At 46.0% G+C, this 26,769-nt stretch carries 26 protein-coding genes; 15 read left to right on the top strand and 11 right to left on the bottom strand.

Annotated features, from left to right (window positions below):
• Nucleotides 1-160 precede the first annotated feature (160 nt).
• Complete coding sequence (locus tag QUB16_RS03960; RefSeq protein WP_333314186.1) at nt 161-577, top strand: secondary thiamine-phosphate synthase enzyme YjbQ; 417 nt, start codon at nt 161-163, stop codon at nt 575-577.
• On the opposite strand, the gene QUB16_RS03965 is transcribed toward QUB16_RS03960, so the two are convergent.
• Nucleotides 564-1,079, bottom strand: coding sequence for a heme-binding protein (locus QUB16_RS03965; protein WP_333314187.1), 516 nt, complete (start codon nt 1,077-1,079; stop codon nt 564-566). The two genes, QUB16_RS03960 and QUB16_RS03965, sit on opposite strands and share 14 nt — an antisense overlap.
• A 421-nt stretch (nt 1,080-1,500) precedes the next feature.
• Here QUB16_RS03965 and QUB16_RS03970 point away from each other — a divergent pair, with 421 nt between their 5' ends.
• Nucleotides 1,501-2,706: an EAL domain-containing response regulator gene (locus QUB16_RS03970; protein ID WP_333314189.1), complete on the top strand. Its 1,206-nt coding sequence runs from the start codon at nt 1,501-1,503 to the stop codon at nt 2,704-2,706.
• Between the two features lie 53 nt (nt 2,707-2,759).
• Entirely contained in the window at nt 2,760-3,605 is an 846-nt protein-coding gene (locus QUB16_RS03975) for a prohibitin family protein (RefSeq protein ID WP_333314190.1), read from the top strand.
• Between the two features lie 492 nt (nt 3,606-4,097).
• Here QUB16_RS03975 and QUB16_RS03980 read toward each other — a convergent pair whose 3' ends face one another.
• On the bottom strand, nt 4,098-5,012 hold the full coding sequence (locus QUB16_RS03980; protein ID WP_333314191.1) for a LysR family transcriptional regulator: 915 nt from the start codon (nt 5,010-5,012) through the stop codon (nt 4,098-4,100).
• A gap of 610 nt (nt 5,013-5,622) precedes the next feature.
• On the opposite strand from QUB16_RS03980, the gene QUB16_RS03985 reads away from it, so the two are divergent.
• The 10 genes from QUB16_RS03985 (at nt 5,623) to QUB16_RS04030 (ending at nt 14,166) form a co-directional block, all read left to right on the top strand.
• Nucleotides 5,623-6,642, top strand: a complete 1,020-nt coding sequence (locus QUB16_RS03985; RefSeq protein ID WP_333314192.1) for an RRXRR domain-containing protein — start codon at nt 5,623-5,625, stop codon at nt 6,640-6,642.
• Nucleotides 6,643-6,675: 33 nt separating this feature from the next.
• Nucleotides 6,676-8,178 carry an APC family permease gene (locus tag QUB16_RS03990; protein WP_333314193.1) on the top strand — a complete coding sequence of 501 codons (1,503 nt, stop codon included), beginning with the start codon at nt 6,676-6,678 and terminating at the stop codon, nt 8,176-8,178.
• A 212-nt stretch (nt 8,179-8,390) separates the two neighbouring features.
• On the top strand, nt 8,391-9,095 hold the full coding sequence (locus QUB16_RS03995; RefSeq protein WP_333314194.1) for a cadmium resistance transporter: 705 nt from the start codon (nt 8,391-8,393) through the stop codon (nt 9,093-9,095).
• A 20-nt stretch (nt 9,096-9,115) separates the two neighbouring features.
• The gene (locus QUB16_RS04000; RefSeq protein ID WP_333314196.1) at nt 9,116-9,766 is read left to right on the top strand and encodes a cadmium resistance transporter; all 651 of its coding nucleotides are present in this window, start codon (nt 9,116-9,118) and stop codon (nt 9,764-9,766) included.
• Nucleotides 9,767-10,314: 548 nt separating this feature from the next.
• Complete coding sequence (locus QUB16_RS04005; RefSeq protein WP_333314197.1) at nt 10,315-10,980, top strand: hypothetical protein; 666 nt, start codon at nt 10,315-10,317, stop codon at nt 10,978-10,980.
• A gap of 146 nt (nt 10,981-11,126) precedes the next feature.
• Entirely contained in the window at nt 11,127-11,549 is a 423-nt protein-coding gene (locus tag QUB16_RS04010; protein WP_333146423.1) for a DUF202 domain-containing protein, read from the top strand.
• Between the two features lie 190 nt (nt 11,550-11,739).
• The gene (locus tag QUB16_RS04015) at nt 11,740-12,141 is read left to right on the top strand and encodes a DUF202 domain-containing protein (RefSeq protein WP_333314199.1); all 402 of its coding nucleotides are present in this window, start codon (nt 11,740-11,742) and stop codon (nt 12,139-12,141) included.
• 19 nt (nt 12,142-12,160) lie between these two features.
• Nucleotides 12,161-12,397 (top strand): hypothetical protein, encoded by a 237-nt coding sequence (locus tag QUB16_RS04020; RefSeq protein ID WP_333314200.1) that lies wholly within the window; start codon nt 12,161-12,163, stop codon nt 12,395-12,397.
• Nucleotides 12,398-12,567: 170 nt separating this feature from the next.
• Entirely contained in the window at nt 12,568-13,071 is a 504-nt protein-coding gene (locus QUB16_RS04025; RefSeq protein ID WP_333314201.1) for a hypothetical protein, read from the top strand.
• Nucleotides 13,072-13,371: 300 nt separating this feature from the next.
• Nucleotides 13,372-14,166, top strand: coding sequence for a sulfite exporter TauE/SafE family protein (locus tag QUB16_RS04030; protein WP_333314203.1), 795 nt, complete (start codon nt 13,372-13,374; stop codon nt 14,164-14,166).
• A gap of 227 nt (nt 14,167-14,393) precedes the next feature.
• Here QUB16_RS04030 and cysK read toward each other — a convergent pair whose 3' ends face one another.
• Both cysK and QUB16_RS04040 read right to left on the bottom strand, forming a co-directional pair.
• Nucleotides 14,394-15,374, bottom strand: a complete 981-nt coding sequence (cysK, locus tag QUB16_RS04035) for a cysteine synthase A (RefSeq protein WP_333314205.1) — start codon at nt 15,372-15,374, stop codon at nt 14,394-14,396.
• A gap of 18 nt (nt 15,375-15,392) precedes the next feature.
• Nucleotides 15,393-15,830 carry an Rrf2 family transcriptional regulator gene (locus QUB16_RS04040; RefSeq protein ID WP_333045935.1) on the bottom strand — a complete coding sequence of 146 codons (438 nt, stop codon included), beginning with the start codon at nt 15,828-15,830 and terminating at the stop codon, nt 15,393-15,395.
• A gap of 110 nt (nt 15,831-15,940) precedes the next feature.
• Between QUB16_RS04040 and QUB16_RS04045 the strand changes: the two genes are divergently transcribed.
• The gene (locus QUB16_RS04045; RefSeq protein ID WP_333314206.1) at nt 15,941-16,174 is read left to right on the top strand and encodes a hypothetical protein; all 234 of its coding nucleotides are present in this window, start codon (nt 15,941-15,943) and stop codon (nt 16,172-16,174) included.
• A gap of 894 nt (nt 16,175-17,068) precedes the next feature.
• On the opposite strand, the gene QUB16_RS04050 is transcribed toward QUB16_RS04045, so the two are convergent.
• The 7 genes from QUB16_RS04050 to QUB16_RS04080 all read right to left on the bottom strand — a co-directional run bounded on the left by QUB16_RS04050 (nt 17,069) and on the right by QUB16_RS04080 (nt 24,856).
• On the bottom strand, nt 17,069-18,337 hold the full coding sequence (locus QUB16_RS04050; RefSeq protein WP_333314208.1) for a YeeE/YedE family protein: 1,269 nt from the start codon (nt 18,335-18,337) through the stop codon (nt 17,069-17,071).
• A 224-nt stretch (nt 18,338-18,561) separates the two neighbouring features.
• Nucleotides 18,562-19,518 (bottom strand): sulfurtransferase, encoded by a 957-nt coding sequence (locus QUB16_RS04055; RefSeq protein ID WP_333314209.1) that lies wholly within the window; start codon nt 19,516-19,518, stop codon nt 18,562-18,564.
• 249 nt (nt 19,519-19,767) lie between these two features.
• A complete protein-coding gene (locus QUB16_RS04060) occupies nt 19,768-20,352 on the bottom strand; it encodes a Crp/Fnr family transcriptional regulator (protein WP_333314210.1) in 585 nt (194 codons plus the stop codon).
• A gap of 87 nt (nt 20,353-20,439) precedes the next feature.
• On the bottom strand, nt 20,440-21,171 hold the full coding sequence (gene cysE / locus QUB16_RS04065) for a serine O-acetyltransferase (protein ID WP_445251097.1): 732 nt from the start codon (nt 21,169-21,171) through the stop codon (nt 20,440-20,442).
• A gap of 157 nt (nt 21,172-21,328) precedes the next feature.
• Nucleotides 21,329-23,272: an ATP-binding protein gene (locus QUB16_RS04070; protein WP_333314213.1), complete on the bottom strand. Its 1,944-nt coding sequence runs from the start codon at nt 23,270-23,272 to the stop codon at nt 21,329-21,331.
• A gap of 215 nt (nt 23,273-23,487) precedes the next feature.
• Nucleotides 23,488-24,519 carry a sulfate ABC transporter ATP-binding protein gene (locus QUB16_RS04075; RefSeq protein WP_333314215.1) on the bottom strand — a complete coding sequence of 344 codons (1,032 nt, stop codon included), beginning with the start codon at nt 24,517-24,519 and terminating at the stop codon, nt 23,488-23,490.
• Nucleotides 24,520-24,691: 172 nt separating this feature from the next.
• A complete protein-coding gene (locus tag QUB16_RS04080; RefSeq protein ID WP_333314216.1) occupies nt 24,692-24,856 on the bottom strand; it encodes a hypothetical protein in 165 nt (54 codons plus the stop codon).
• Between the two features lie 183 nt (nt 24,857-25,039).
• Here QUB16_RS04080 and gltD point away from each other — a divergent pair, with 183 nt between their 5' ends.
• Nucleotides 25,040-26,524 (top strand): glutamate synthase small subunit, encoded by a 1,485-nt coding sequence (gene gltD, locus QUB16_RS04085; protein WP_333167206.1) that lies wholly within the window; start codon nt 25,040-25,042, stop codon nt 26,522-26,524.
• Nucleotides 26,525-26,769 lie beyond the last annotated feature (245 nt).

Here is a 26,769-nt window from a genome sequence, read left to right on the forward strand (position 1 = left end):
TGGAACGAAACCCAACATCCAATTAATGAGTGTTGGGTTTCGTTCCACGGGCCCCAACCTACAGAATAAAAAAGGAAGAAGTAAGAGGTAACAATAGGAGAATATTTTTGCAATAGTTTCTTTGAAAATCCCAAATCTCAAATCCCACATCCCAAATCCTATGACTCATTACCAACAGATACTCAAGATTCAAACTACAGGGAAATCTCTGTCCAAAATCACTCCTAAGATAGAAGATGCGGTGGCGAATTCAGGTATTAAAACGGGACTTTGTAGCTTATTTTTGCGCCACACTTCTGCTAGTTTGGTGATTCAAGAAAATGCTGACCCGGATGTACTTAAGGATTTGGCTAACTTTTTAGCTAAACTGGTACCGGAGGACGATCGCTACATTCACGATGCCGAAGGCCCAGACGATATGCCGGCGCACATTCGCACTGCGCTGACTCATACTTCTGAACAAATCCCGATCGATCGCGGCAGGTTGCTGTTAGGAACTTGGCAGGGAATTTACCTGTGGGAACACCGCCAGCGGGGTCACATTCGCGAATTAGTTGTTCACGTCAGCGGCACTTGATCGGAATTTGTACCTCGCTGATTTTAGTTGCTTCCGGCGTCATCGGGGAATTGTAAAAAAAGCGGCGCGGCGGCCCGACTATTTCGTATTCGGGATGTTCTTGAAGCCAATCTTTGAGTGTCTGGAGGTTATTTTCGTAGCTTTCCCAAGTGTAGGCCCCGCGCACGCCGATGCTGACAACCGTCATCGGCGAAGTATCCGTGATTTCTACAGCGGAGTTAACGCTGCTGGGGGCGATATTTGGTGCGGGATAGAGGAACGAAACTTCTGCTTGGGGAACTGCATCGATTTGCCCGGAAGTTTCCGTGTAGCGCGCTTCTACTGGTGTTGTCATCGCAATTTGGTTGTTGCTGATGTGTTGAAATAAGGGATTGAAGGCGATGCCAGTTGCTTGTCGCAAATCGCCCGCGTGGGTGTAGGTGACAGCGCGGTACTGAGGATATTGCTTAACTTCTATCACCCCAATCTGTGCGGGTTCAGGGAATCCAGTAGGTAATACCATTTGAGATTTAAAAGTTGAGATTTTACATGGAAGAATGGGGAAAGACTGACTCTGCAAGGGTTTGGAACTTGCTGGCAGTTGCAGGGTTTTTGGCAACTGGTATAAATAGGCTGAGATTGTTTGCAGACAATCGTTCAGGTGGCACAATTAGTTTAGCAGTTATTTAAGGGGCTGCTAACTGTCGATCGCCTAGAATTAGTTGAGAGATTATTAATTAACCTCGTAATAATACGGACGGCACTGAGTAAGCACAGAAACATTAATCTAGTTGTGCTTGAAAAATTAGCGTTTTTCAGGTGTTTGCTATTTGTGTCGGAAAATATTCCGCTGTTGGGCCGATCGAGCTGTGCGTTCTCAGTTATTGGGACGCTTATCGCGTTCAGTAACGCCTATCAATTATACCGCTTTCAGGGAATGACGTATGAAAAAGATTCTAGTGATTGAGGACGAGCAACTAATTCGCGAGAATATTCTCAAACTCCTCAAAGCTGAAGGTTTCGACGTGACGGGTGCAGAAAATGGAGCGCAAGGTTTAAATGCGGCGGTGTCAAATCTTCCCGACGTGATTCTTTGCGATGTGATGATGCCGGAACTTGACGGGTACGGGGTGCTGGTGGCCTTGCGATCGAATCCTGTTACTGCTACACTTCCTTTTGTTTTTCTCACAGGTAAAGCCGATCGCTCTGAAATGCGGCAAGGTATGGAATTGGGAGCAGATGATTACCTGACTAAACCTTTTACTAAAGCTGAACTTGTGGGGGCGATATCGAGCCGCTTGAAAAAACAAGAAGCTGTCGCCGAACAGTACCATACTTTGCGATCGCAAAGCAGCGAATTTATCCAAGATGCCACCGACAAATTAGAGCGGATAAAAACAGGTTTGTGCGACGCACTGGAACGAGAAGAATTCCAAGTTTACTATCAGCCGCAGGTCAATGTCCACACTGGTAAAATTATCAGCGCCGAAGCTTTAGTGCGCTGGCTGCATCCAGAAAAAGGGCTGATTTCGCCCGCAGAATTTATTCCCCAGGCAGAAGCAACTGGCTTCATTGTACAGTTAGGGGAGTGGGTTTTGCAGACAGCTTGCCGGCAAATGCAAGTTTGGGAAAATGCTGGTTTTTCGGGGCGGCGGGTAGCGGTGAATCTGTCGCCACGGCAATTTCACCAACCGGATCTCAGCAGCAGAGTTGCTCAAATTTTAGCAGAGACTGGTTTGCAAGCGAGCAGTTTGGAATTAGAGCTGACCGAAAGTTTGATGGTAGAAGATGCCGAAAGTGCGATCGCTACTTTGCAACAATTGAAAAAATTGGGAGTTTCTATATCTATTGATGATTTCGGAACTGGGTATTCTTCTTTAAGCTATCTGACGCAATACCCCTTCGATACTTTAAAAATAGACCGCTGTTTTATCAGCAATATCACCGATGGTTGCACAAATGCAGCGATTGTGAAAGCTATTATTGAAATGGCGCACAGTCTCTGTCTTGAGGTAATTGCCGAAGGAGTTGAGACAGAAGCCGAAAAAGATTTTCTCTGGCGCTATAAGTGCGATATAATGCAAGGATATTTGTTCAGTCCTCCTTTGGCGGCAGCGGATTTTGAACAGTTGTTGATGGCAGGAAAATAGAAGATTGGTTAAATCAATATTGGCCATTGAATTAAGTGCGATCGGGGTGGAATATGGTTTTAGAATCCAGCAGTAACGTGGACTCACTCAAATCCAGCCATAAAAAAAATAAGGATTTTTACCTAGCTGTTCAACTAGCTCTCTTGATAGTATTTCTAGCTATTTTGTCCAAATTCTTTGTCATAGTCAACGCTGGAGAGCGGGGCGTGCTGATGCAGTTTGGTAAAGTGCAAGAACAGGTACTCGGAGAAGGAATTCACGTAATAGTCCCCACCGTTTATACTGTAAAAAAGTTGAGCGTCAGGGTACAAAAACAGGAAAGTTCCGCTGAAGCTTCCTCAAAAGATTTGCAAGATGTTTTCACGGATGTAGCGCTCAACTGGCACATTATCCCAGAAGAAGCAAATGCTATTTTTCAACAAATAGGTGACGAAAAAGAAGTCGTGGCTCGCATTATCGATCCGGCAGTTGAAGAAGTATTAAAAGCAGTTATGGCCAAATACACGGCTGAAGAAATTATTACTAAACGGGGAGAAGTAAAAGCCGCAGTTGATGATTATTTGACCTTGAGGCTGGTTACATATCACATTGCAGTAGACGATATTTCTTTAGTACACGTTCACTTTTCTGAGCGGTTTAGCGAGGCGGTGGAGGCGAAACAAATTGCCGAACAGGAGGCCAAAAGAGGGGAGTTTTTAGCGCTGAAGGCAGTAAAACAGGCCGAGGCTAAGGTGAATTTAGCCAAGGGAGAAGCCGAAGTGCAAAGGTTGCTGCGGGACAATTTGACTCCCGAACTTTTGGAAAGGCAGGCTATAGAAAAATGGGACGGGAAATTGCCACTGATTGTTGGTGATGGGGGTAAAAATTTATTGGACTTGAGGAAATTGGTGGAGAGATAACAGCCCTGGACGCATCAGCCCAAAGAAACCGGGTTTTTTACCTAATCTGTAACCTACAACGAAGGATTTTCTGAAAAAAACCCGGTTTCTGACCGAAAGCATCCAGGATACCCGCCACGTGATTCATTCCTTCGCAAACTCAGGACCCAGAAATAAAAAACCTGTATCCGATGAAACTTGCCCCCCGAATTTATCCGTGGGGTCAATCCTTCAATCTAAAATCTAAAATCTAAAATCTAAAATCGATTGACTATCGGTGCACAAGTCCCGTACAAAAAAACAGGGAATTTAGCTTTTTATGTCGGTAAAAAACCCGGTTTCTTGAGTATTCGTGCGTAACTCCTGAATTACCAATTATATCATGTCCGGTCGATTACCCTGATTCTTGTAGGGGCGGGTTCACCAATAATATTTGCCCCTAACGGACAATCTCACAAACCCGCCCGGCTTATGTATTATGGGCGACCGATCAGACATGATATTACCAGCACCTTAAGTTAATATCTGTTCAAAAGCTTTAGTAATTCCAGTTTGAAAGCGCTGTCGATGCTTCAGTTTTAAAACAGGTTTAATTATTTCAAAACCTACATTAGAACTTGGTTGGCTATCTATAATTTTAATCGCTCGCAGTGTAGATAGGTGCAATTCTTTTTTTACCATCAATTCAGGAATAGCCGCTGCACCTGTGCCGCTTTCCACCACGGCTTTTACCATTTCACTGCTGTTCAAAACTAAAGTTACATTCAATTCATGGGGATTAATGCCCCAACTTTGCAAAGCTTGTTCCAACATTTGCTGAACTCCAGAACCAGCTTCTCGCATCACCCAATCCGTTTTCACAATTTCCGTTAAACTAACCTCTGCACGTTCAAACCAAGGGTGAGATTTGCCAACTACAATCAGCAAGCGTTCGCTGCCTACAACTTCTTCCTCCAGAGTGCTCTTAAGTGAAGCTTTAATATCTCCCGTCACTAAACCCAAATCAAATGTTCCCGTCGCCGTCCCCGCACAAATTTCTTCGGCATTTGCCAGAGTACAATTCACGCAAATACCAGGATATTTTTGTTTGAACTTGCTAAGTTTATCAGGCAACCAATAATTGCCAATGGTCAGACTGCAACCCAAGTTTAGTTCGCCTCGCTGCAAGTCGTTCAACTCCCGCAAACCTCTCTCAGTCAAAGCAACTTGGTCGAGAATTTTCTGCGTTTCAACTTGCAGCAACTTCCCAGCATCTGTGATTTCGATGCGGCGGCCGATGCGGTGAAATAGTTTTACTCCGTATTGCGCCTCTAAGCTTTGGATTGTCGCACTGACAGCGGGTTGGGTGATGTAAAGTTCCTCCGCTGCGCGGCTGAAGTGCAGGTGTTCCGCGACAGCTAGAAAAACTCGCAGTTGGTCAAGTGTCATTCCGGCCATGCTGAGTACCCTTTTACTAAATACAGACAGTTCTTTTTTGAAATAAAAATCTTTGGCGGCTAAACTTTGACCTGAACTTTTCGAGTCTCTGGTACAGACTGGAATTCCCCGAAAGCACGGTTGCCCGCCGCTATTTAAATTTTCCTTTTAACATAAAGGGTTTGGGCTGGTGGCGACAGATAGGTCTCGTCTTCCAACAGTTCTTGGGCCGTGGCACTGCATCACTTGTATTTATTAATTCGATAAAAAATACCATTTGATTCTACCTGTCAAGAGCCTTAAGGTGATACTTAAGCTTCTAACGCAGGGTCCGATGCTGAAGCAGCACCGACAAGTTTAAGCCGATCGCCAAAAGTCGATCGGCAACAAGAGAGAAGATAAGTCACTAACCCCACCCTAAAGGGATGGGGCTTGTAGAGAAACCAAGCCATAGGTGGAACACAAGCGCAAGTAGGACTAGACAACGGCCGAGAAGCCAATTTGAACTAACTGAAGGTGGCACTTTCATTGGACGTTACAGGCGCTATTCCTAACCCGTAACCACTCCGTTAGTCAAAGTCGAAGGAAATTAAACAGTTAGGCTTATCGCCAAACAAACACCATGCAATACGTTCCTGTAGTGGACTTTGAGCAACGTCCTTTAATGCCAACAACACCCGCAAGGGCAGAGCGTTGGATTAAATCTGGAAAAGCAACACCATTTTTCCGTAAAGGGATCTTTTGTGTTCGCTTAAACGTTGAACCTTCAAATCGTCATACTCAACCCGTAGCAGTTGGAATCGATCCGGGTTCTAAACGTGAGGGGTACACAGTCAAATCAAAAGCTCACACCTACTTAAATCAGCAGTTTCATGCTGTTGATTGGGTTAAAGACGCTGAAGAGACAAGTACAAATGCCAGACGTGCAAGACGTAATCGAAAAACACCTTGTCGCCAACCTCGTCAAAACCGTTCGCGTGGCGCAATTCCTCCCAGCACTAAGGCGCGTTGGCAATTCAAAATCCGAGTAGTCAAAGTTTTTGATACCATCTTTCCCCTCTCCGGTATTGGAATTGAGGATGTAAAAGCATTGACAAAAAAAGGTTGCCACAAGTGGAACACGTCATTTTCGCCTTTAGAAGTTGGCAAAAAATGGTGTTATTCCGAGTTGAAAAAAATTGCACCTCTCACCCTATTTGATGGCTATACCGACACCTACTTAACTCGTCAAAGATTAGGTCTAAAAAAATGTAAGGCAAAGTTATCCAATGTTTTTGATGCCCATTGTGTCGATTCTTGGGTGCTAGCTTACCTGTTGGTAGGTGGCAATATATCACCAGAAAATATGGTGGTGATGGAATGTAAGCCCATCCGTATTTATCGCAGACAATTGCACGTTTTTAACCCTGGGAAAAATGGATATCGCCGTCCTTACGGTGGCTCCATGTCGCAAGGATTGAAGCGTGGGGGGATTGTCAAGCATCTATCGTATGGAAAGTGTTATGTAGGTGGCGAAGATGCGAAAAAATCTCGCATTAGCCTGCACAGTCTTGGTACAGGAAAACGCCTGTGTCAAAACGCAAAGCCCACGGATTGTAAGTTTCTGGCTTACAACTCATGGCGAACTGTAAAGCCGTCCTAAAAGGACGGGGTTTCAAACCCATTTTTCTGATAAATGACTAAGAAAACGCCAAAAAATCACAGTCCCCACGGCTTAAAGCCGGACTGCCTCTCGTTTGGAGAGGTTTTAGCTCAATCCTTTGCTGTCATTGCACCTACAACTATACCCGCATCTAATCTAGGGTTAATTGTCGCTCTTTCGGGTAACGGGGCTTGGCTGAGCTTTCTCATCGGCTTGATAGGCCTAGTATTTGTCAGCATCAATATCAACCAATTTGCGAGTCGATCGGCTTCTGCCGGTTCTCTTTATTCTTATATTGTTAAAGGACTAGGCCCGACGGCCGGCGTAATTTGCGGCTGGAGTTTGGTACTCGCTTATCTATTTACTGCGATGGCCGTTTTGTGTGGTTTTGCCAACTTTACGGGTACTTTCATCGGTCATTTAGGCATCCATCCCTCGCCGATTACGCTGTTAGCGATCGGGGCCGGCGTTGCTTGGTATGCAGGTTATAAAGATATCCAACTCTCAGCTATGGCGATGCTGTGGCTGGAGGGGGCATCAGTGGCGGCGATTTTTATCTTGGGAATCATCATCTGGGCGCACAAAGGTTTTGCCCTGGATATGTCGCAATTAACTTTGGAAGGCGTAACTCCCGGCAATATAGCGACGGGACTGGTATTAGTAATGTTTGGTTTCTCTGGTTTTGAAAGTGCTACATCTCTGGGCGACGAAGCGAAAAAACCCTTAAAAAATATCCCCAGGGCTGTCATGGGCAGTGCTGTCATGGCAGGCTTATTCTTCATTTTGATGACCTATATTGAGGTTTTGGGTTTTAGCGGTACAGGAGTTTCTATTACTAATACTGAAGAACCTCTGAGTTTTCTGGCGCAACAAGTGGGCATGGGTTGGCTGGGAGAGTTAGTGGCTTTCGGCGCTTTATTTAGCTTTTTTGCTTGCGTGCTCGGCAGCATCAATCCAGCCGCGAGAGTGTTTTTTATGATGGCGCGGCACGGTTTGTTTCACTCTTCATTAGGTGTAGCGCATTCGTCTAATAGAACTCCCCACGTTGCAGTAACGATGTGTACATTTATGACATTTTTGGTGCCTGCTGTGATGTCTATGTTTGACATCAAACTGTTCGATTGTATGGGTTATTTGGGGGCAATTTGCAGCTACGGATTTTTAACTGTGTACGTCTTAATTTCGATCGCCGCACCGATGTACCTGCACAAAATTGGTAAATTGCGCGTGCGGGATGTAGCGTTTTCGGTGGCGGCGATCGCATTTATGATGATTCCGATTGCGGGCAGCGTGGGCATTCCCGGCAGCACGATGTTCCCACCTCCAGAAGCTCCTTACGATGCGTTTCCTTACTTGTTCTTGATGTACTTGGTGGCTACTTGCGGATGGTTTTTCTGGCAACGGCTGCGTTCTCCGGGACTTGTGGGTTCGATGGAGCAGGGTATTGACGCAATTCATGCCAGATTCGAGGAAGAAAATGCAATTTACGGTGGTGTTCGATTGAAAGCCGTTCCCTTTGACAGCGATCGTTTTTGATTAACAGTTACCAGTTCACAGTCAAAACTAATAGTTTTTAGCAACTGGGTTTTTGCTGAGATATTGCAGCCTTGTCAATAAGCATTTCAAGGACGTTGCTCCGATCAACAGCCCACAATAAAATTTGATTTTTGTGGAACGGGCATCTTGCCCGTTCCGAAGATACGATCCCAGCGAGTACAACCAAATAAAAAATCTGAGGAGACACAGAAATGAATGAATTACTAACAGCAATTTCTACGGGAATGACAGCTTTTACGGCTACGAATCTAGACGATATTCTGATTCTGCTGCTGTTTTTCTCGCAGGTGAATGCAGTATTTCGGCGCAGGCATATCGTCTTCGGTCAGTTTCTGGGCTTTACTGCACTGGTTTTGGCTAGCCTTCCCGGCTTTTTTGGCCGCTTAATCTTTCCGCCAGATTGGATCGGAATGCTGGGTTTGCTGCCAATTGCGATCGGGCTTAGCCGCTTGCTGAATTCCGAAACTGACGATTCGGAAGTTGAGGCAGAATTAGAGCAATCTGAGAAATCTTTTTTTAGCAGTTTTCTGTCTCCTCAAACTTACAGCGTAGCAGCGGTGACTGTGGCAAATGGCGGCGACAATATCGGGATATATGTGCCGCTTTTTGCTAGCAATACTTTAGAAAGTTTGGCGGTGATTCTCACTGTATTCTTCGGGATGGTGGGCGTTTGGTGCTACGCTGCTTATCGGTTAATTCAGATGCGGGCGATCGCGGATACTTTGACTCGCTACGGCAATCAGCTTGTGCCTTTTGTTTTAATCGGATTGGGAATGGCGATTCTGGTTAAAAGCGGCACTCTGGCAAGCCCAACTTTAAGTATAATATCTTTACTGGGTTGCGGTTTCTGTTTGATAACGATGAGCAGAAGTAACGCCAGCGAAACTGAAGTTTAGAAAATTTGCAGGGACAGCACATGAATTGGATTGCAGCAGCGATTATTGCCGGTATTACATCTTTTGCCGCAACCAATATCGACGATATGGTGCTTTCGATGCTGTTCTTCGCCCAGGTAAATGATACTTTCCGCCCTCGGCATATTTTTGTCGGTAAGTACCTCGGATTTGCAGCACTCATCGCTGCTAGTTTGCCCGGTTTTTTTGGCGGTTTAATTGTGCCGAAAGCTTGGATTGGCTTGCTGGGTTTGGTTCCGATCGCGATCGGCATCAGTCACTTAGTCAAGAGAGAAAATGAGGAGAATGACGTACAAGCAGTATCGGGCGAATTTAACCGGAAATCTAATTCACCTGTGTCAAAATTAGCAAATCTTTTCAATCCCCAAACTTTGAATGTGGCTGCGGTAACAGTGGCTAACGGGGGTGACAACATCGGTATCTACTTGCCGCTGTTTGCTAGCAGCGATTTGCCGAGCTTGCTGGTGATTTTGGCGGTTTTCTCGGTGATGGTAGGTGTTTGGTCTTATGCCGCTTATCGGTTAACTCGCCAAAGGACGATCGCCCATATTTTGACTCGCTATACCAAGGCTGCTGTCCCTTTTGTATTGATTGGTTTGGGAATATTCATCCTGATTGAAAGTGGTAGTTATCGGCTGCTCCCGCCATTTTAATCTAACTAATGATCGGCCAAGGTTTCGCTACTTTCATCCCTCTGTCGGTAGATAATTTGCCATAAGTCATAAGTCCTAACTCATCATTTTTACTTTAACAATTGCTTGCTTAAAAATGGCGGTAAATTGCTTGAAATTTATCAACAAATATGCTAAGTTAATAATGAAGTGAGTGACCAAGCTAAAAGCAGCTTCAAACTAATTTAGCCTCAAGTAGTCACGAAACTTGAAACCATCTTTTGAGCTAGCCAATTGCCAGACTTAGGCAACAATATACCTCTTGTCTCAAGAAATCCTGTAGTGGTGAATCAAACCGAGCTAAAAACTTGAGGATGAATCCCTAAACGCTCGCCCGATCGCTTCGCCACTACCCTACGCAGAGCGAATTTGACAATAGGTATAATGCTAAAAACACAGATTTTTCGCTTCTGCCAAATTTGGTTTCTCAGGCAAACCAGGTAAAGAGATATCGTTTTTGCCTAAGTCCTAAAATAGCAAGCAAACAGAAAGTTGGAAAAAACCTGACAATCGAGAAAAGGAGAAAAATTGTGAAAATCTTCAAATTTGTTTTAGTGCTCTTGGTAATGGCCGCCAATTTAGTATTCGTTCCCCCATCCTGGGCCGACGCTCCAAAAACGCCGAAATATGCGAGCAATCCCGACTACATAGAGGTGACTCAAGCTCTGAACACTCTCAAGGCAGCGAAAGACGCACCCGATACCGCCCAGAATTATACCCCTGAAGAGTTCCAGAAAAAAATCTCTCAATTGGAGTTTCAAAAATACACTTTAGAAACGGGAAAACCTTGGGGTCAGTGCCGCAACGAGACAGGAAAAACCCTGGCTGTCTACGGCCCGAAACGCAAAAAAGCCGCTTCTTCTACTTACGAGAATGCCCTTTATTTTCTAGCTGACGGCCAAACAACTGAACATAAATGGGATTGCGATGGAATTTATCTAGCCAGCGATGTCAAAGCAACCGATTTAAGAACGACCGATCAACCTTCAGAAGAATTGACGGGCGGTCTAGCTGTTAAGATAGTTGACGGCACTCAAGTTGTAGCCAGAGCTAATCCCGATACGGGGGCTGTAGAATTCAACGTTCCTACTGCTAAGGTTTTCCAGCCTGGGGATGCGAATTGGTTTGTTCCTGATGTGACTCAGGCTTACATAGATACGCAAGTTCCCAACGCACCAACTGAGGAAAATGATTAGTTTTGGTGAAGTTGTAATGCGATCGGCTGTGTAAAGCCCGTTGCAACGCAAAATCCCGCCGGGTATAAATACCCGGCGGATAATCATCCCAGCGAAAATATATCGGTTTACCTTCTCATTTCCCGTTAAAATTAAAAGGTTTATCTATGCTATTAAATTGGAAATCCACAAAAGTAATTACAGAAAAGATTAAGCGACCAAATCCGTCGCGGGTGCGGGATCACTTGGCAAACGAGCGCACTTATTTAGCATGGATGCGGACTGCAATATCGCTGATGGGTTTTGGCGTAGTTATCGTGCGCCTTCGCACCTTTCATCCCCCTCTACTCCCAACTCCCGGCAATGGCTGGAAGTTGGGTTTGCTTTTTTCGGCAGTGGGTTTGCTGACGGTGTTATTCTCAACTAAGCACTACTTTGGTGTCCGTCATGATATCGATTACGATACTTATGAACCTACGGATCGCTGGGTAATTCTTTTTAGCCTCGCGATCGCAATCCTAGGGGCTGGGGTAATTTATTATATGTTCACCGTTCCTTCTAGCTCATTTGGTTTGATGGCACCTGAATAATGGTGGCGGTTTAATATGAATATTAAAGAGTTCGATCGCGTGCAATTATCGTTCCAACTGAGATGTTGCACCATTGTCAAGAACAGGCTTTCCGGCCTGTTCCACAAAAAGTGCATTTTCTTGTGGGGTGGGCATCCTGCCCGCCCAAAAAAGGCTTATCGAGAATGGTGCAAGATGTGAGCTCCCACCGATGCAAGTAGATGATGAGAAAACAAAACAGCAAAATCTGTCGCGGGCGATCGATCGATCGGCAAATGAGCGCACCTTCTTAGCATGGATGCGGGCTGCGATCGCACTCATGGGTTTTGGCGTCGTCATCATCCGACTTCGCGTCGTGCAAATGCCCGTACATTACCGCGAGGCGATGGGGTGGAAGTTGGGTTTAATCTTCTCTCTAATAGGTTGGGTGACAGTCTTAATCTCAACTAAGCATTACTTCACCGTTCGCCACCAAATTGACCACGATACCTACAATCCCCCAGACGGCATGGTTTTATTTTTCAGTTTTGCTGTGGGCTTATTGGGGATTGGAGTAATTTATTCGATTTTGGCAACCGCCCTGAGCCCAAGTAGTTTTGTCATACCCGATTGATTGTCAACAGGAGTTAATCATGAACAGCGATACAGTTGCCACGATCGCTTCCATTATCATCTTAGCTGCTGCTATCTGGGCTGCATTCGTAGTGCTGGAGACTGTGGCGAAAATAGTCCCTAAATTGCTGGGCCTGACAGTCGCGATCGGGCTTTTGCTCGTTTACCTGCAATTTTACTGGGGCATCGACACTGCATATCTTTGGCAAACTGTCAAGCATTTGCCGGAAACTTTCAATTTGTCGATCGGCGCCTAAATTATCACCAGCCAGCATTCTCAACAACCTCTCTCGGATAGATATTTTAGTACCGCAAAAAAAGTATATTTAGCCGCTTCCACAAAATACGGTAACTTGATTGACTTACTAGACATAACTGATTTGGGCTGTTAAACTACGGTAAGTCGATCCAGTAATGAGCTATTAACGTGGAAAACGCTAAAAAAGTCATTGAAGAGTACCAGATTCCAGGACAACTCACCCAACAGTTGCCAGAAGCTAAGGGCTTTAACGAAGTCTGGTTTAAAAAGATCAGAGGCGGGTTGCTTCTGGCAATTGGATATTTGCTATCACCCCTGTGTTGGTGGAACGACATATTTTTCAATCTGCCAATTGCCTACGCCTTTGGGTATATCTTCAGTTGGCTTTCCCCAGATTTACTGTTTCCTTGCACAATTGTCGGCTACTGGCTTTCCAATATTGTGGGAATTCTGTTGATGCAGCTAGGAACTTTAGATGTTTTTGCCGACAAACCCAAGGAAAAAAACCTCAAAAAAGAGTTATTGACGGGTTTAGTATCATCAACCGCCTTCACTGTGGTCATTGTGGCATTGATTCATTTTAATGTTCTCGATACTCCCGATTTCTTTTCCGGCAAGGACTCGGTTAACCTCAGCTATGCTTTACCTGTGACGGTGGTCACTTCAAGGTAGAACGCCGAATATAAACCCCATAAATCCAGGATTTTTCATCAGTTACACAGGTACATATAAGAAAATTAGGGAGCTTTTACACTACATTTTTTGTAGTTTGATTGATTGGCATTTACTTACTTTTGCCAAAATTTTGGTAGCTTAACACGCAGTAAATCTCAAGCGTTGAAAAGCAAAACTCCTGGCAACGCATATTGAAATGCAAGTGATATTTAGCCTGTGTAGCTGTGTTGTTGTAGCCACCCAAGTTATCTATTTGTTGGTTGGCAGCGCTTAAATACACAGTTTTTGGGCATAACAGTGAACTACTTATTACTATCGTTTCTCAGCTTTTTTGTGGGCATTATCGTTGGTTTGACCGGAGTTGGCGGAGCCTCGCTCATTACCCCAATGTTAATTTTTGTTTTCCAAATTCCAGCATCAATTGCTATTAGTTCGGATGTCGTAGCAGCCACACTGATGAAAGTTGTTGGTGGCTTCAAACACTGGCAGCAAAAGACCCTCGACTTGCAAATAGTTAAGTGGCTGGCTTTGGGCAGCGTGCCCGGTTCGCTGACTGGCGTGTGGATTTTACACTGCATCAAATCCAGCGGAAGTCAGGACTTAGACAGCATATTGCTGCGCTGTCTCGGAGTAGGAATCGCACTAATTGTCGCTTTATCGCTGACCAAATTAGTGGTCAAAACATTTTTCCCTAGTTTTAAATTGCCTTCGCCCGCTAAATGGGACTTAAATACTAATTATGGCCGTATTTGTACTGTGAGTGCGGCAGCAATTTTAGGCTGCATAGTGGGAATCACTAGCGTGTCTTCCGGTTCGATGTTTGCACTGTTGCTGATTGCTTTTTTCCGCCTGGATACTTCTAAATTGGTGGGTACAGATATTTCGCAAGCGGCAATTTTGTTGATGTTTACATCTCTGGGACACCTCAGCCTCGGAACGGTAGACTGGACTTTAGTTTTGCCGATTTGGTTGGGTTCGGTGCCGGGAGTTTTAGTAGGTGCTAAATTCTGCCAAATTATGCCTCAACGCCCGCTAAAGTTTGTTATTTACGGAATGTTGGCGATGGCTAGTTGGAAGTTGTATCAAGTCTGAAAAGTAGGGGTAGTGCCGGGCCCATTGCTGTCAACAATGCCCTACAAACCTTTGTATATCTTGTTTATAGCCGAGTCTAGATCCCCCTAAATCCCCCTTAAGAAGGGGGACTTTGAGAAGAATCTTGTCCCCCCCTTATTAAGGGGGGTTAGGGGGGATCTAGACTTCGATATAACAAGAGAGACTGTCGGTTTGACGTTAAGTTGTTACCAATGCCCTACTACAATTTAATACTTGCTGACTAATGCTTCGAGTTCGCTGACAGTCGGTAATTCTAAATCTTTGAACAAGGCTGTACTGAGGTAGCGTTCACCATAAGAAGGCTGCACAAAAACTATCAATTTTCCAGCATTTTCGGGACGCTTGCCGACTTGAATGGCGGCACACAAAGCGGCGCCTGCAGAAATTCCTGACAACAATCCTTCTTCTCTGGCCAGCCGACGACTGTAAGCGATCGCATCTGCGTCGCTAACTGCGATTGTTTCATCAATTAACTCTGGTTTCAACACTTCCGGGATGAATCCTGCACCAATCCCTTGAATTTTGTGAGCACCAGATTTTCCTCCAGAAAGTACAGGGCTGCTGGCTGGTTCAACTGCAATTACCCTAAAACTAGACTTTCGCGGTTTAATTACTTCAGCAACTCCAGTAATCGTACCGCCGGTGCCAACTCCAGCAACTAAAAAATCTACTTTACCCTCTGTATCTTCCCAAATTTCCTCGGCCGTTGTCTCCCGGTGAATTTTTGGATTAGCGGGGTTGCGAAATTGTTGCAGCATGAAAGCATCGGGGGTTTCTTCTACAATTTCTTCCGCACGGGCGATCGCGCTTAACATCCCTTCATGTCCCGGAGTTAATTCCAACTGAGCTCCGTAAGCTTTCAGCATCGATCGGCGTTCCGTGCTCATCGTATCCGGCATCGTTAAAATCAGACTGTAGCCTTTCGCCGCCGCAATCATTGCCAAAGCTATTCCAGTATTGCCTGAAGTCGGTTCAACTAAAATAGTTTTTCCCGGTTGAATTAACCCCGCATCTTCTGCCGCCTGAATCATGCTTGCCGCAATCCGATCTTTCACCGAAGCAGCCGGATTCATCCCTTCCAATTTTGCCACAATTCGAGCAACTACTCCTTCGGCTTGGGGAATTTTATTGAGCTGAACTAAAGGAGTTCTGCCAATTATTCCTGTAACATCCTTAGCAATTCTCATGGCTTAATTTCTCTCCACTTAAATGTAATACATGGGATGTGCTTGTTTGCGAACATCCCGCTGTTCGCACAAATCTTGTAATGTGTATTTGCCCAAAACAGCCCAAGATGCCTGTTGAGCTTCCTGCCAGATTTCTAGCACCGCAGTTTTTTCTATTGTTACAGATTCCGAAACTTTTTGGGTCGGGCCGCTGCCGTCGCCTTCGAGTGTCGAAAACACCTCTAGCAAAGTAATCTGCCAAGGCTCTTTCGCCAGCAAATAACCGCCTTTAGCACCCCGCAAACTCTGGACAATACTTGCACGCCGCAGCACGGCAAGAATTTGGTCTAGATAGCGTTCGGGTATCTCTTGAGAAGCAGTAAGTTCGCTTACTGTTAGGGGCGAATCCTTCGGGTGGTGGCTCGCCAGTTCCAAGAGGGCTAACAGGGCATATTGTACTCTAGAAGATAGTTCCACATTCCCCACTGGCGATCGAGTTTAAATTGTACATTATATAATAGTACACAATTCCGGTAGGTCTACAGGTGTTAATATATCTTTATTACAAAAACGGTTGGAGAAATCCCGTGAGCAACGTAAATGTAGGTTTAAGCTGTCGGCACTGTCGGTATTACGAGCAGCACGGGCACAGGGGCGGAAACTGCCTGATGCTGGGCGTGGGGGTACAGGGTGGGTGGAAAGCTTGCCCCTTCTTGGTTCCGCCCTTTGCACCGTCTTGGGAATACCCCGAAGCGGGTAGAGCAGGAGAGTCTCAAATGTTGCAGGGAGCGAGTATATTAAAGGCAATACCGCCGCCTTAAAGTAACTACTAAATAGGTAGGCGGATATATGCTGTGTCATCGTTAAGTTGATTGATACTGAGATATTGCACCATTGTCAGCAACAGGCTTTTCGGCCTGTTCCACAAGAAAATTTATCTGTTGTGGAACAGGCCGAAAAGCCTGTTCATAAAAGGCTAATTGAGAATGGTGCAACATATGAGTTCATACTCACCTATTTGGGGGCAGTAAACAGGTGCGAGATATCGCATCTGTTGGCAGTGAGAAGAAAGAAATCAACACAAACAAAAAAACAAGTGCGATTGTTGCCCTTGCTTTTGAACTTATTGACGAGTCGATGATTAAATTTAATTAACGCACATTCGATGCAAATTATCTGTTGCCCAGACCATTCTGAATTTGATCGAAGATTGCACCGTCACCTTTGAACAGGGACGATTTTAACAGAGCGGCTGATTTAAGAGAAAATACTGGCAAACCGTTTTTTTTCTTAAATGGCTGCAAGACACTATCTGCGAGATGATGATTCCGCATTGATGCTTCTTAGTTCCTATTGTTTTTCTCAGATAGATTGAGCGCATAATTAAGTTTAATGCGCTTGATATAGGGCAAATGTAGCCTGATGAGATTGGCCCGGATAATCTATAAGATTTCGCTGATGTGGCAATTCTTATTAATGGCAACAGTGGCAAGATTGAGAGACTGTTTTGCTAGCAGTTTGGCGATATATCTTTGAGTGCGATCGCCACCTCTCTCTACTTAATCTAATACATTAAACTATTAAATACTTAATGTCTACACATAAACAGTAGTTTGTTGTTTTAGGCGCGCTTGGTGGGAAAACGCGACCTGCGGGTAGGGACAAAGGCAAAGCCTTTGTCCCTACAGAGGTCGATCGCCCATGAATGCTGGAGATTAATTCTCAAGTCGCAAGAGCGATCGCAATTTAATTCCCGCAACGCTGCCCAACAAAGCACTCGCAATCCACAGCCAACCGTGCAAACTGGTAGAAGCAATACCGCTAAAAAAAGCGCCGACATTGCAGCCAAAAGCCAGCAACGCTCCGTAACCCATCATGAAACCGCCGCTCAAAACGGCTGCAACTTTGGGTAACGACAGGTTTGTTTTGACGGCGAACTTGCCAGCCAAAGCCGCTGCTAAAATTGCACCCAAAACAATGCCAAAATTCATCACGGAAGTAACATCAGCAAAGATGCCTTTTTGCAAGGATTCCAACTTGTCGGGAGTATTCCAAAACGGGTTAGTTGCGGGATTCCAGCCGAAAGCGGTAGCAAATTCTGCCGCCCACAAAGTAAACCCCCAAGTCACTCCCCAAGGCCTGCCGTCAATTAACAGTTTTACCCAGTTGAGAAAGGCAAGGGCAAAGGCTCCGGCAGCGAGAGACCAAGGCCCGTAAAGCCATTGATTCTTGATGTGAGATTGAGGAGTTTTAATGATAAAATCTGCTGTTAAGGGTTGCTTGCCATTGGTGCGATTCCACTGCCAGAGGGCGATCGCAATTAACAGAAATACGCTTAGCTGCAAGATGACTGCGGGCATCCATCCCAAAGTTTTTCCTAAAGATATCGGCGGTAGCGATGGCAAATTCCACAGGTGTCTGGTCAAACTTCCTGCAAAAGAACCGATGCAAAAAGTCAGCAGCGTTAATAGCATTGACGCGCTGCCGGCGCCAATTGTCCAAAGCGTGCCGCAAGCGCAGCCGCTGCCCAATTGCATTCCAATTCCGAATAGAAAAGCGCCGATCGCATTTTGCCAGCCCACAGGCGCAACAGCCCCGGCTATTTTGTGTCCGAATGCCTCTCCTGATCCAAGTACGGGAGCAAAAAGTACAGTAGCAATTCCTAACATCAACAAGTGCGCTAAAACACCTGTAATATCGCGATCGGCAAATAATTTGCGGTAAGCAGAAGCAAAGCCAAAACTTGCATGATACAAACTCGCGCCCAGCAAGCCTCCAATCAGAAATAAAACGCTCTGCCGCCACCCGTAGGCGCTCAAACCGGCCGCACCAGCAGCAAATAGCGTCAGTATCAGAGCTAAAATCGGACGCTGCGATCGGGGCGGCGAAGTTTTTGTCAGCGGTGAAAAAGCAATTTCTGCGGTGTTATTCACAATAAAATACTTGACTCCAGAAACAACTGTAAAGCGAGGCAGAGCCTCCATTTTAGCGCTAAGTTTTTCGCGGCGAAGTCTCCGATTTTTCCTCGGGTTGTTCGCTAGGAGTGCAAGCAACGGAATTATCTGCTTGTCGGTGCTCAGCTATTGTTGATAAACCAAAGCCAATCGAGCTGATTATTCCGAGCATTGATATCGAGATAATTGCTGTTTTCATTCTACCTCTTAGGTCAATTTTTAGCCAAAATTGCTGTTAACTACAGATTGGTTTTCTACACTGCTTGTTCCGGCCCAGTTTCTACAGGTAAATTAGTCTGACTGTATTCAGTCCAAGAACCTTCGTAGATTCTGACTTTCGGATAGTTCAGCAAGTGTTTCAAAACTACATATTGCAGCGTTGCTTCCCGCCCCGTACTGCAAGTAACGATGATGTCGCTGTTGCGATCGATCTTTTTAGCTGCTAAAATCTGCTTGATTTCGTCGAGAGACTTCAACTTGTGCGGGTTTTCAGCATCGGTAAAAGTCGGCCAGGGAATGTTGCGAGCGCCGGGAATGTGTCCGTTGCGCGTCCAGATTTTTTCTTCCCCTTGAAATAGTTTTTCCGGTCTGGGATCGATGAATGTGACGCCTGCTTTGCCAATTAAATTTTTGACTTCATCCAGGGTGACACGAATTGATTTGTTGTCGCGCACAGTCAGTGTACCGGCCGCGTATTTTGGAAACTCTTTCGTCACAGTTTGAGCTGCTTTGTAACCCGCATAACCTCCGTCGATAACTGCTATGTCCGAGTGTCCCAATCGCTCCAATACGTAAGCAACCATTGTCGCACCCAGAATGTCTCTGCCGTCGGAATAAACTGCGACGCGGCTGTTGTCTGTTACTCCTGCCCGCGACAGTAATTGCCCCAGTTTATCCGGCGTTAGATACTGTACTGGCAAACCGCTGTCCGGCCCGCGCAAGGTGTTGTCGGCGATGTTGACTGCGTTGGGAAGATGCCCGATAAAGTAGTCCATTGGATTGGTGCGGACATCGAGAATTCGCAGGTTTTTGTCGCTGGCGTTTTGGGCAACCCACGCGGGGGAAACGAATTGAATTTTACTTTTTGATTCCGCTGCTTGGGTTGGGAAAAATGGGAACAGAGGAATTGCGATCGCCAGCACCGCTAGGACGGCAATTAATGCCCCTATTTTGTTTCTTTTGAATCGAGCTTTCAGCCATTTAGTTTTCATTTTCTTTCCTCTTGCATTGTCTCTGTCGAAAAGCACAAAAAGCTCCTCGCTGCTAGAGAGCCGATCGCTCTATCTAGCAATCATCTTAAACTGGACCGATTTACCGTATATTATAGGTATAGCTGTTGATTGTTGCACAGACAGTCTCAGAAAGTCAATAGTTTTTTTTAGTAGCGAAGGATACAGAAATTTTGGGGCGATTCCCTGCGGGATAGCTTCGCACGCGCGTGCGAGACATTGATTCTACCCTTAGATTTCGTAGTGCCAAACCTCGGAAGGTTGTAGAATAATCCGGTGGAGCGGCAGACGATCGATCAAGCCTTGCTGCTCAAAATGACCGAGGGTGCGAGTGACAGTTACGCGGCTCGTACCGATGATTTCTGCAATGTCCTGATGCGTTAAAATCATATCGATTAGATGTCCTTGCTCTACCTCAGAACCAAACCTCTTAGCCAGCCAAGTTAATAGTTGATAGAGCATAAAATCAACTCTTTTGTAACCTCGCATTACCATAAAATCTTCAGCCTGCTGAATGTGAGTGAGCAAAATATCTCTATTTAGCCAGCGCTCGCCCGATAGTAAAATTGCCTCGACTTTAGTAAGGCATTCAATTTGAAAAGGATCGCATTTTGATATCGGTTTGCCGATCGTATCACCCGGCCCCCACAATCCCAAGGTGATAATTGTGCCATCTTCAAGCCACGTTACAGTTCGCACAACTCCAGTTTCAATTCGCCACAGAGCATTGCTTCTGTTGGGCAAGCGCGAGCGGCGAGGAAATATATGGCGGCTCGTTTCATCAAAAGTTTTAGTGGAAAGAGAAGCAATAGTCATAGCCAGTTACTGAAAGAATAAAAGTTAGTTTGTCCAATGACAGCAGGATTGTGTGGCTGGCAAAAATCTATATAAATTAAAGCTTTACTAGATTCCTGCACCGTCTAAAAACTGTGTAATGAATAAATCAGAAGAGTGAAATAATTCATATTTTTCGACCTCTGCTTGCTCTGAGTGAGTTGTTTTGAGCGGAGATAATTGAGATTTTAAAAAATCAACTTGCTCTTCTAAATCCTTAATGCGATCGAACAAAGCTCGAATTGCTTGAGCTTCCAAATCCGGTAGGCCTTGAGAATTTTGAGCATCTTCCACCTGCGTTTTGCGAGAGATAATGCGGCCGGGAATTCCCACAACTGTGCAATCGCTAGGGACATCCCGCAGCACCACCGAACCCGCACCAATCCGAACATTATTGCCAATTTGAATATTGCCTAAAACTTTAGCACCGGCTCCCACGACTACATTTTCTCCCAGCGTCGGATGCCGTTTTCCTATTTCTTTACCCGTGCCGCCAATGGTCGCTCCTTGATAAATTACAGCATAATCTCCAACGATCGCAGTTTCGCCAATTACCACCCCCATGCCGTGGTCGATAAACACCCCCCTACCAATTTTCGCTCCTGGGTGGATCTCAATACCTGTTAAAAACCGACTTAGTTGGGAAATCAAGCGCGGTACAAACGGCAGACCAGCGGAATAAAGCCAGTTTGCTATCCGGTGCAAAAAAATTGCTTGCAGTCCGGGATAGCAAAATAATACTTCCAGCCAGTTGCGCGCCGCGGGGTCACGTTCGTAAATAATTTGCAAGTCACTGAACATATTTAGTCCCGCCGTGTTTCGGTTATACAGTATCGGCAGTGCCGACGGTTTAAGCTGCATAAAGCAGTATTGGTTGTGGCATTCTTACTTATAATACTATAATCCGACCGAATTACAGTAGTTAATGAGAAAAAAAATTTTCCTTCCCCAGCCCTTTCTAAGCTGCCTCCGATATTTTCCGCGAAACAAACGGTACAGCTTGTCTGACTTCTTGCCGCAGCGGAATCTCGATCGAGAATTGGGTCCCCAATCCCGGTGTCGAATCGCAGCGCAGCGTACCTTTGTGCTTTTCTACGATAATTTTATAGCTGATTGACAGTCCCAATCCTGTCCCTTTTCCCACAGGTTTAGTAGTAAAGAACGGGTCAAACAGCCGTTTTTTGACATTTTCTGCCATACCGGGGCCATTGTCGGCTATCCGCACAATTATTTTATCGGGACTTGAATATTCTGTAGTTATGGCGATCGCGATCGGATTAGCTTTCGCTGCTTTGGGCCCGCGATCGAGGTTGTAACTCTCAAGGGCGTCGATCGCATTAGCCAGAATATTCATGAACACCTGATTTAATTGTCCGGCATAGCACTCTACTAAAGGTAAATGGCTGTAGTTTTTAACAATCTCGATCGGCGGGCGATCGGCTGTAGCTTTCAGGCGACTTTGCAGAATTAGCAGAGTGCTGTCAATGCCTTCATGGATGTTGACAGGTTTCATTTCGCTTTCGTCTAAGCGAGAGAAATTCCGCAAAGATTGGACTATTTGAACAATGCGCTCTGCTCCTATTTTCATCGAGGACAGCACTTCCGGCAAATCTTCGCACAGAAAGTCAAACTCAATATTTCGTAAATGCTGTGAAATTTCCAATGGAGGGTATAAATAGTGTTTTTGGTAGAGTTCTATTAACTCCAACAAATCCCTAGTATATTCGCGAGCGTGGTGGATATTGCCGTAAATAAAATTAATAGGATTGTTAACTTCGTGGGCGACACCAGCAACTAATAAACCCAAACTAGACATTTTTTCCTGCTGAATCAGTTGAGCTTGAGTTTGCTGCAACTCTTGCAATGTTTGCTCTAGCTGTTGAGATTTAGCCCTGCGCTCTGCTGCTATTTTCTCAATTTTGTCGGTATAATTCAACAAGCTTATTAGATAAAGTGTCGCCGCCCAACTTAAGATTGTTCCAAATATTAAAACAGTCAAAGAACGCCAAAATCTTAGAGGATTAATGTACTCTGGCGTTAGCCGTAGTTGCAGCAACCACCTGCGATTTTCAATATTGATAATGCGGGTGCAACTGCTGCCGTCTGGGCAGTAAGCTCTTTCTCCAAGCTGGAGTTGATTTTTGATATTTTCGTCGGTAATTATCCTTTTGGTCTTGGCTTCATAAAACGCAAGAAATCTTTCTGTTTCAGGAGCCATAGCATCTTGAAGATAAACGTTAACAAAGTTGAGGTTAGTTTCCTGTAAAGCCGATTTTACAATAGCATCAACCAGCAAAACGCCAAAAGTAAAACCTTTCAAATTTTCTCGTGACCGAGGAGGTAAGTTTGGCTGAAATTCGGCGCCATCATCAGCAGAATTTTGAGTAAAAATTGGCATGAAGACGAAGACTGTGGGTTGATTTTGTGACGACCATTTTTGGCGATCGGTCGCGGTAATTTCTTGTCTTTTTGTGGCGTTTTCTAACGCTAGCCGATTGGCTGTTAAATCTAAATTTAAATCTATTTCCTCTGTCAGGAATTGCGGAGAGTCAGAAACACTAGGCAGCCAAGCGATCGCCTTTAGGCTCGGATGGCGGTAGAGGGCCGGCCCAACAAATGTCTTCATTTCTGGTTTTTTAACGCCGTCAAATACGCTGTAAAATGCTCCCGCAGCCCGAATGATTTCTAAATTACCGCTAACATCTTTCTGAATGTCTGTAGCTATTTTGTCCAGGCGGTCTTGCAGTTCGGCTTGCATGGATTTATATTCCCAATTGTACGCAACTGAAGAGGCGATCGCAGACAGCCCCAATCCTGCACAAAGTGTTAATCCTGCCTGGATGTAACGGCGATAACTAAGTAAAGTGCTAGTTGCTAAGTTCAACAATTTGTTAGCATTCATATTCTTCGCTGACCTTTTTTTATCGTTCCCACTCAAAATTTCAGGGGGAAGCTTTTTCTCGTTCCCAGGCTCTGCCTGGGAATGAATTTCAGGAGGCTCGGCCTCCGATTGAGAGCCACGAGACAGCATTACCAGGCACGAGCCTGGTAACGATGTGGCAGCAGTTTTGTCTAGAAGCTCCCCGATAGTATTTTGCGTAAGATGCAGCCGCTGATTTAAACTGAGTAAGCAGGGAAAGTCATCGCGTGTTTGGGCTTGACGTAAACTTGCTGATATTGCTTTAGCTGTAGATCGTCGAAGTGATCGCGACTCACGTAAGCTGTTACTACCTGACCCGATTCTAATACTAACTGGGTTTGAATTTCCCGTCCTAAATGAATGATGCGGCTGACTTTTGCTAAGGCAAAACCCGACTCCGGCTTAGTTTGAATTTTCACGTCGTGGGGGCGCAAAAATACTACGTCCGAATGAGCGGATCCATTATTGCGAGCCGTTGTACCGTTGCTGGCGAACAAACCCGCAGCATTCGACAGCACATTGACCGGCCCAATAAAACTCATCACAAAAGCTGACGCCGGTTTGTCGTAAATTTCAGCAGGAGTGCCAACTTGTTCGACTCTACCTTTGTTCATCACCACAATTTCATCGGCTACTTCCATAGCTTCTTCTTGGTCGTGAGTCACAAAAACTGTGGTGATGTTAACTTCTTTGTGAAGGTTGTGCAGCCACGATCGCAATTCTTTGCGGACTTTAGCATCTAATGCTCCAAAAGGTTCGTCTAGCAGCAGCACTTTCGGTTGAACTGCGAGAGCTCTGGCCAAAGCCACCCGCTGCCGCTGGCCCCCGGAAAGTTGCGAAGGATAGCGATCGCCCAAACCTGTCAACTGCACTAAATCCAAAAGTTCATCCACCCGCCTGCGAATAGAGTCTTTAGGAACTTTGCGAATTTCCATCGCAAAAGCAATATTTTTCCGAATACTCATGTGTTTGAACAAAGCGTAGTGCTGAAACACAAAACCGATATGACGTTCCTGCACCGACTGATGAGTAGCATTTTCACCTGTCAGGTAAATCTGACCGCTGTCCGGCGGTTCTAGCCCCGCGATCATCCTCAGCAGAGTTGATTTCCCGGAACCCGAAGGCCCCAACAGCGCGACTAAAGAGCCCCTTTTAATTTCCAAATTCACGTTGTCAATTGCGTGGAAGGAGCCGAAGTGTTTCGATACGTTCTGAATTGTAATGCTCATGACTTTGTGTACCTATTTTAGGAGTTGACGGTATTAACTCCATATATCTGACCGATTTACAGTAGTATATCCTGAAATTAATATTTGGCAAGGCCTGTAACTTTTTGTATTGTATTTCGAGCCCTGCTGATGGGGACGGCGCTTGAAAGTTGACGCTGGCGGGTCGTCCGAGTTAACCCGCGAGGGTTTCCAGATGTGGGATTATCGGTAAATGCGATCGTCCCAGAATAAGCCATGCTGAAATTACGTAGAAACCGGGTTTGAGGGACGAAAATACTGCATCAAAACCTTTAAAACCTTTAATCCCCGTAAAAAACCCGGTTTCTTTGCTGTCCATCTATCTATATTTTACCGCTGCCGACAATTCCCCGACTCCCGGCGATATTAAAGATTTCATGTACAAATTGCTCAATCTGAGGTGCGATCGCCCACAATTTATATGACAATAGTTAGTTCATAAGCATACAGGCTTCAGCTTTGACAAACTACCAGAATAGTAAATTCTAACCAGAACACCACTATGGGAAAACCAACAGGCTTTATCGAATTCTTGCGCGAATTGCCCTCCGAACTCTCACCAGTCGAGAGAGTCCACAACTGGGACGAATTTCACCTGCCAATGGATGAGGACAAACTCCGCACCCAAGGCGCGCGCTGCATGGATTGCGGCATTCCGTTTTGCCACACGGGGACAATTATCAGCGGCATGGCAAGCGGCTGCCCGATTAACAACCTCATCCCCGAATGGAACGACCTCGTATATCGCGGACTGTGGAAAGAAGCCCTAGACAGACTCCACAAAACCAACAACTTCCCCGAATTCACCGGCCGCGTCTGTCCCGCACCCTGCGAAGGCGCTTGCGTGCTCGGCATCAACAACCCGCCGGTGACGATTAAAAACATCGAAGCCGCAATTATCGACAAAGGCTGGGATGAAGGCTGGATTACCGCCGAACCACCCGCCAAACGCACCGGCAAAAAAATCGCCGTCATCGGTTCCGGGCCCGCCGGTTTGTCCGCCGCCGCGCAACTCAACAAAGCCGGTCATTGGGTAACAGTATACGAAAGAGCCGATCGACCAGGCGGCCTGCTAATGTATGGCATCCCCAACATGAAGCTAGACAAAGAACAAGTCGTAATGCGCCGCCTCAAAGTCCTGGAAGACGAAGGGGTGACATTCGTCTGCAACACCGAAGTCGGCAAAGACTTACCAGCCGAACAACTGCTAAAAGAATACGACTCAGTTGTGCTCTGTACCGGCGCGACAAAACCCCGCGACTTGGGCATCCCCGGCCGGGAATTAAAAGGCATCCACTTCGCAATGGACTTCCTGACTGCGAACACCAAAGCAGTTTTAGACAAGAGCACCAACGATAACTTCATCTCCGCCGAAGGCAAAGATATCGCGATTATCGGCGGCGGCGACACCGGCACCGACTGCGTGGGCACCTCCATTCGCCACGGCTGCAAAAGCCTGGTACAGCTAGAAATCCTCCCCAAACCGCCCTCAGAACGGGCGGCCAACAATCCCTGGCCGGAATGGCCAAAAGTCTACCGTCTCGACTACGGCCAAGAAGAAGCAGCAGCCAAATTCGGCGATGACCCCCGCGGCTATCTCACCACGGCGACAAAGTTCGAGGGCGACGAAAACGGCAATGTCAAAGCCGTGCACACCGTTGAAGTGGAGTGGGCGAAAAACGAGAAAGGGCAGTTCATTCCGAACCACATCCCCGGCACCGAAAAAGTGTTGCCCGCACAGCTTGTGTTGCTAGCGATGGGCTTCCTCGGCCCGGAACAGCCCTTGCTGGATGCGCTGGGATTGGAACGCGACGCCCGCAGCAACGTAAAAGCCGAGCACGAAAAATATACAACCAGCATTCCGGGAGTTTTCGCGGCTGGGGACTGTCGCCGGGGACAAAGTTTGGTGGTTTGGGCAATTAACGAAGGGCGCGGCGTGGCCCGGGAGTGCGACCTTTATCTGATGGGGAGCACTGATTTGCCTTAGTTGGTAGGATTTACAGTAGGGACACGGCGCCGTGCCCATTGGTGTCAACTTAAGCTTTTCGTCCGCCAGTCCTCGCGCCTACCCGGCAGTCCGCCAGGGAATGAATTCCCTGTCTAATAGCGAAAGTCCTCTGAAGAGGACTAATCGGTTTACCAGTCTTTTTCTCAGTCCTCTTAAGAGGACTTTTGCTTTGAGGCAGGGGTTTCAACCCCTGCCGGACTGCGGGTTTAACGCCCTTGTTGACA

This window comes from Microcoleus sp. D3_18a_C4 (assembly GCF_036702415.1).
Taxonomy (GTDB): Bacteria; Cyanobacteriota; Cyanobacteriia; order Cyanobacteriales; family Microcoleaceae; genus Microcoleus.

Excerpts from the sequence above, each read along its gene's own strand:
- QUB16_RS03995 (WP_333314194.1), top strand. The coding sequence starts at position 8,391 with ATGAATGAATTACTAACAGCAATTTCTACGGGAATGACAGCTTTTACG.
- QUB16_RS04015 (WP_333314199.1), top strand. The coding sequence starts at position 11,740 with ATGCAAGTAGATGATGAGAAAACAAAACAGCAAAATCTGTCGCGGGCG.
- QUB16_RS04070 (WP_333314213.1), bottom strand. The coding sequence starts at position 23,272 with ATGAATGCTAACAAATTGTTGAACTTAGCAACTAGCACTTTACTTAGT.
- QUB16_RS03980 (WP_333314191.1), bottom strand. The coding sequence starts at position 5,012 with ATGACACTTGACCAACTGCGAGTTTTTCTAGCTGTCGCGGAACACCTG.
- QUB16_RS04000 (WP_333314196.1), top strand. The coding sequence starts at position 9,116 with ATGAATTGGATTGCAGCAGCGATTATTGCCGGTATTACATCTTTTGCC.
- cysK (WP_333314205.1), bottom strand. The coding sequence starts at position 15,374 with ATGAGAATTGCTAAGGATGTTACAGGAATAATTGGCAGAACTCCTTTA.
- gltD (WP_333167206.1), top strand. The coding sequence starts at position 25,040 with ATGGGAAAACCAACAGGCTTTATCGAATTCTTGCGCGAATTGCCCTCC.
- QUB16_RS04060 (WP_333314210.1), bottom strand. The coding sequence starts at position 20,352 with ATGACTATTGCTTCTCTTTCCACTAAAACTTTTGATGAAACGAGCCGC.
- QUB16_RS04080 (WP_333314216.1), bottom strand. The coding sequence starts at position 24,856 with ATGGACAGCAAAGAAACCGGGTTTTTTACGGGGATTAAAGGTTTTAAA.
- QUB16_RS04050 (WP_333314208.1), bottom strand. The coding sequence starts at position 18,337 with ATGGAGGCTCTGCCTCGCTTTACAGTTGTTTCTGGAGTCAAGTATTTT.
- QUB16_RS03985 (WP_333314192.1), top strand. The coding sequence starts at position 5,623 with ATGCAATACGTTCCTGTAGTGGACTTTGAGCAACGTCCTTTAATGCCA.
- QUB16_RS04020 (WP_333314200.1), top strand. The coding sequence starts at position 12,161 with ATGAACAGCGATACAGTTGCCACGATCGCTTCCATTATCATCTTAGCT.
- QUB16_RS03960 (WP_333314186.1), top strand. The coding sequence starts at position 161 with ATGACTCATTACCAACAGATACTCAAGATTCAAACTACAGGGAAATCT.
- QUB16_RS04075 (WP_333314215.1), bottom strand. The coding sequence starts at position 24,519 with ATGAGCATTACAATTCAGAACGTATCGAAACACTTCGGCTCCTTCCAC.
- QUB16_RS04055 (WP_333314209.1), bottom strand. The coding sequence starts at position 19,518 with ATGAAAACTAAATGGCTGAAAGCTCGATTCAAAAGAAACAAAATAGGG.
- QUB16_RS03975 (WP_333314190.1), top strand. The coding sequence starts at position 2,760 with ATGGTTTTAGAATCCAGCAGTAACGTGGACTCACTCAAATCCAGCCAT.
- cysE (WP_445251097.1), bottom strand. The coding sequence starts at position 21,171 with ATGTTCAGTGACTTGCAAATTATTTACGAACGTGACCCCGCGGCGCGC.
- QUB16_RS03970 (WP_333314189.1), top strand. The coding sequence starts at position 1,501 with ATGAAAAAGATTCTAGTGATTGAGGACGAGCAACTAATTCGCGAGAAT.
- QUB16_RS03990 (WP_333314193.1), top strand. The coding sequence starts at position 6,676 with ATGACTAAGAAAACGCCAAAAAATCACAGTCCCCACGGCTTAAAGCCG.
- QUB16_RS04010 (WP_333146423.1), top strand. The coding sequence starts at position 11,127 with ATGCTATTAAATTGGAAATCCACAAAAGTAATTACAGAAAAGATTAAG.
- QUB16_RS03965 (WP_333314187.1), bottom strand. The coding sequence starts at position 1,079 with ATGGTATTACCTACTGGATTCCCTGAACCCGCACAGATTGGGGTGATA.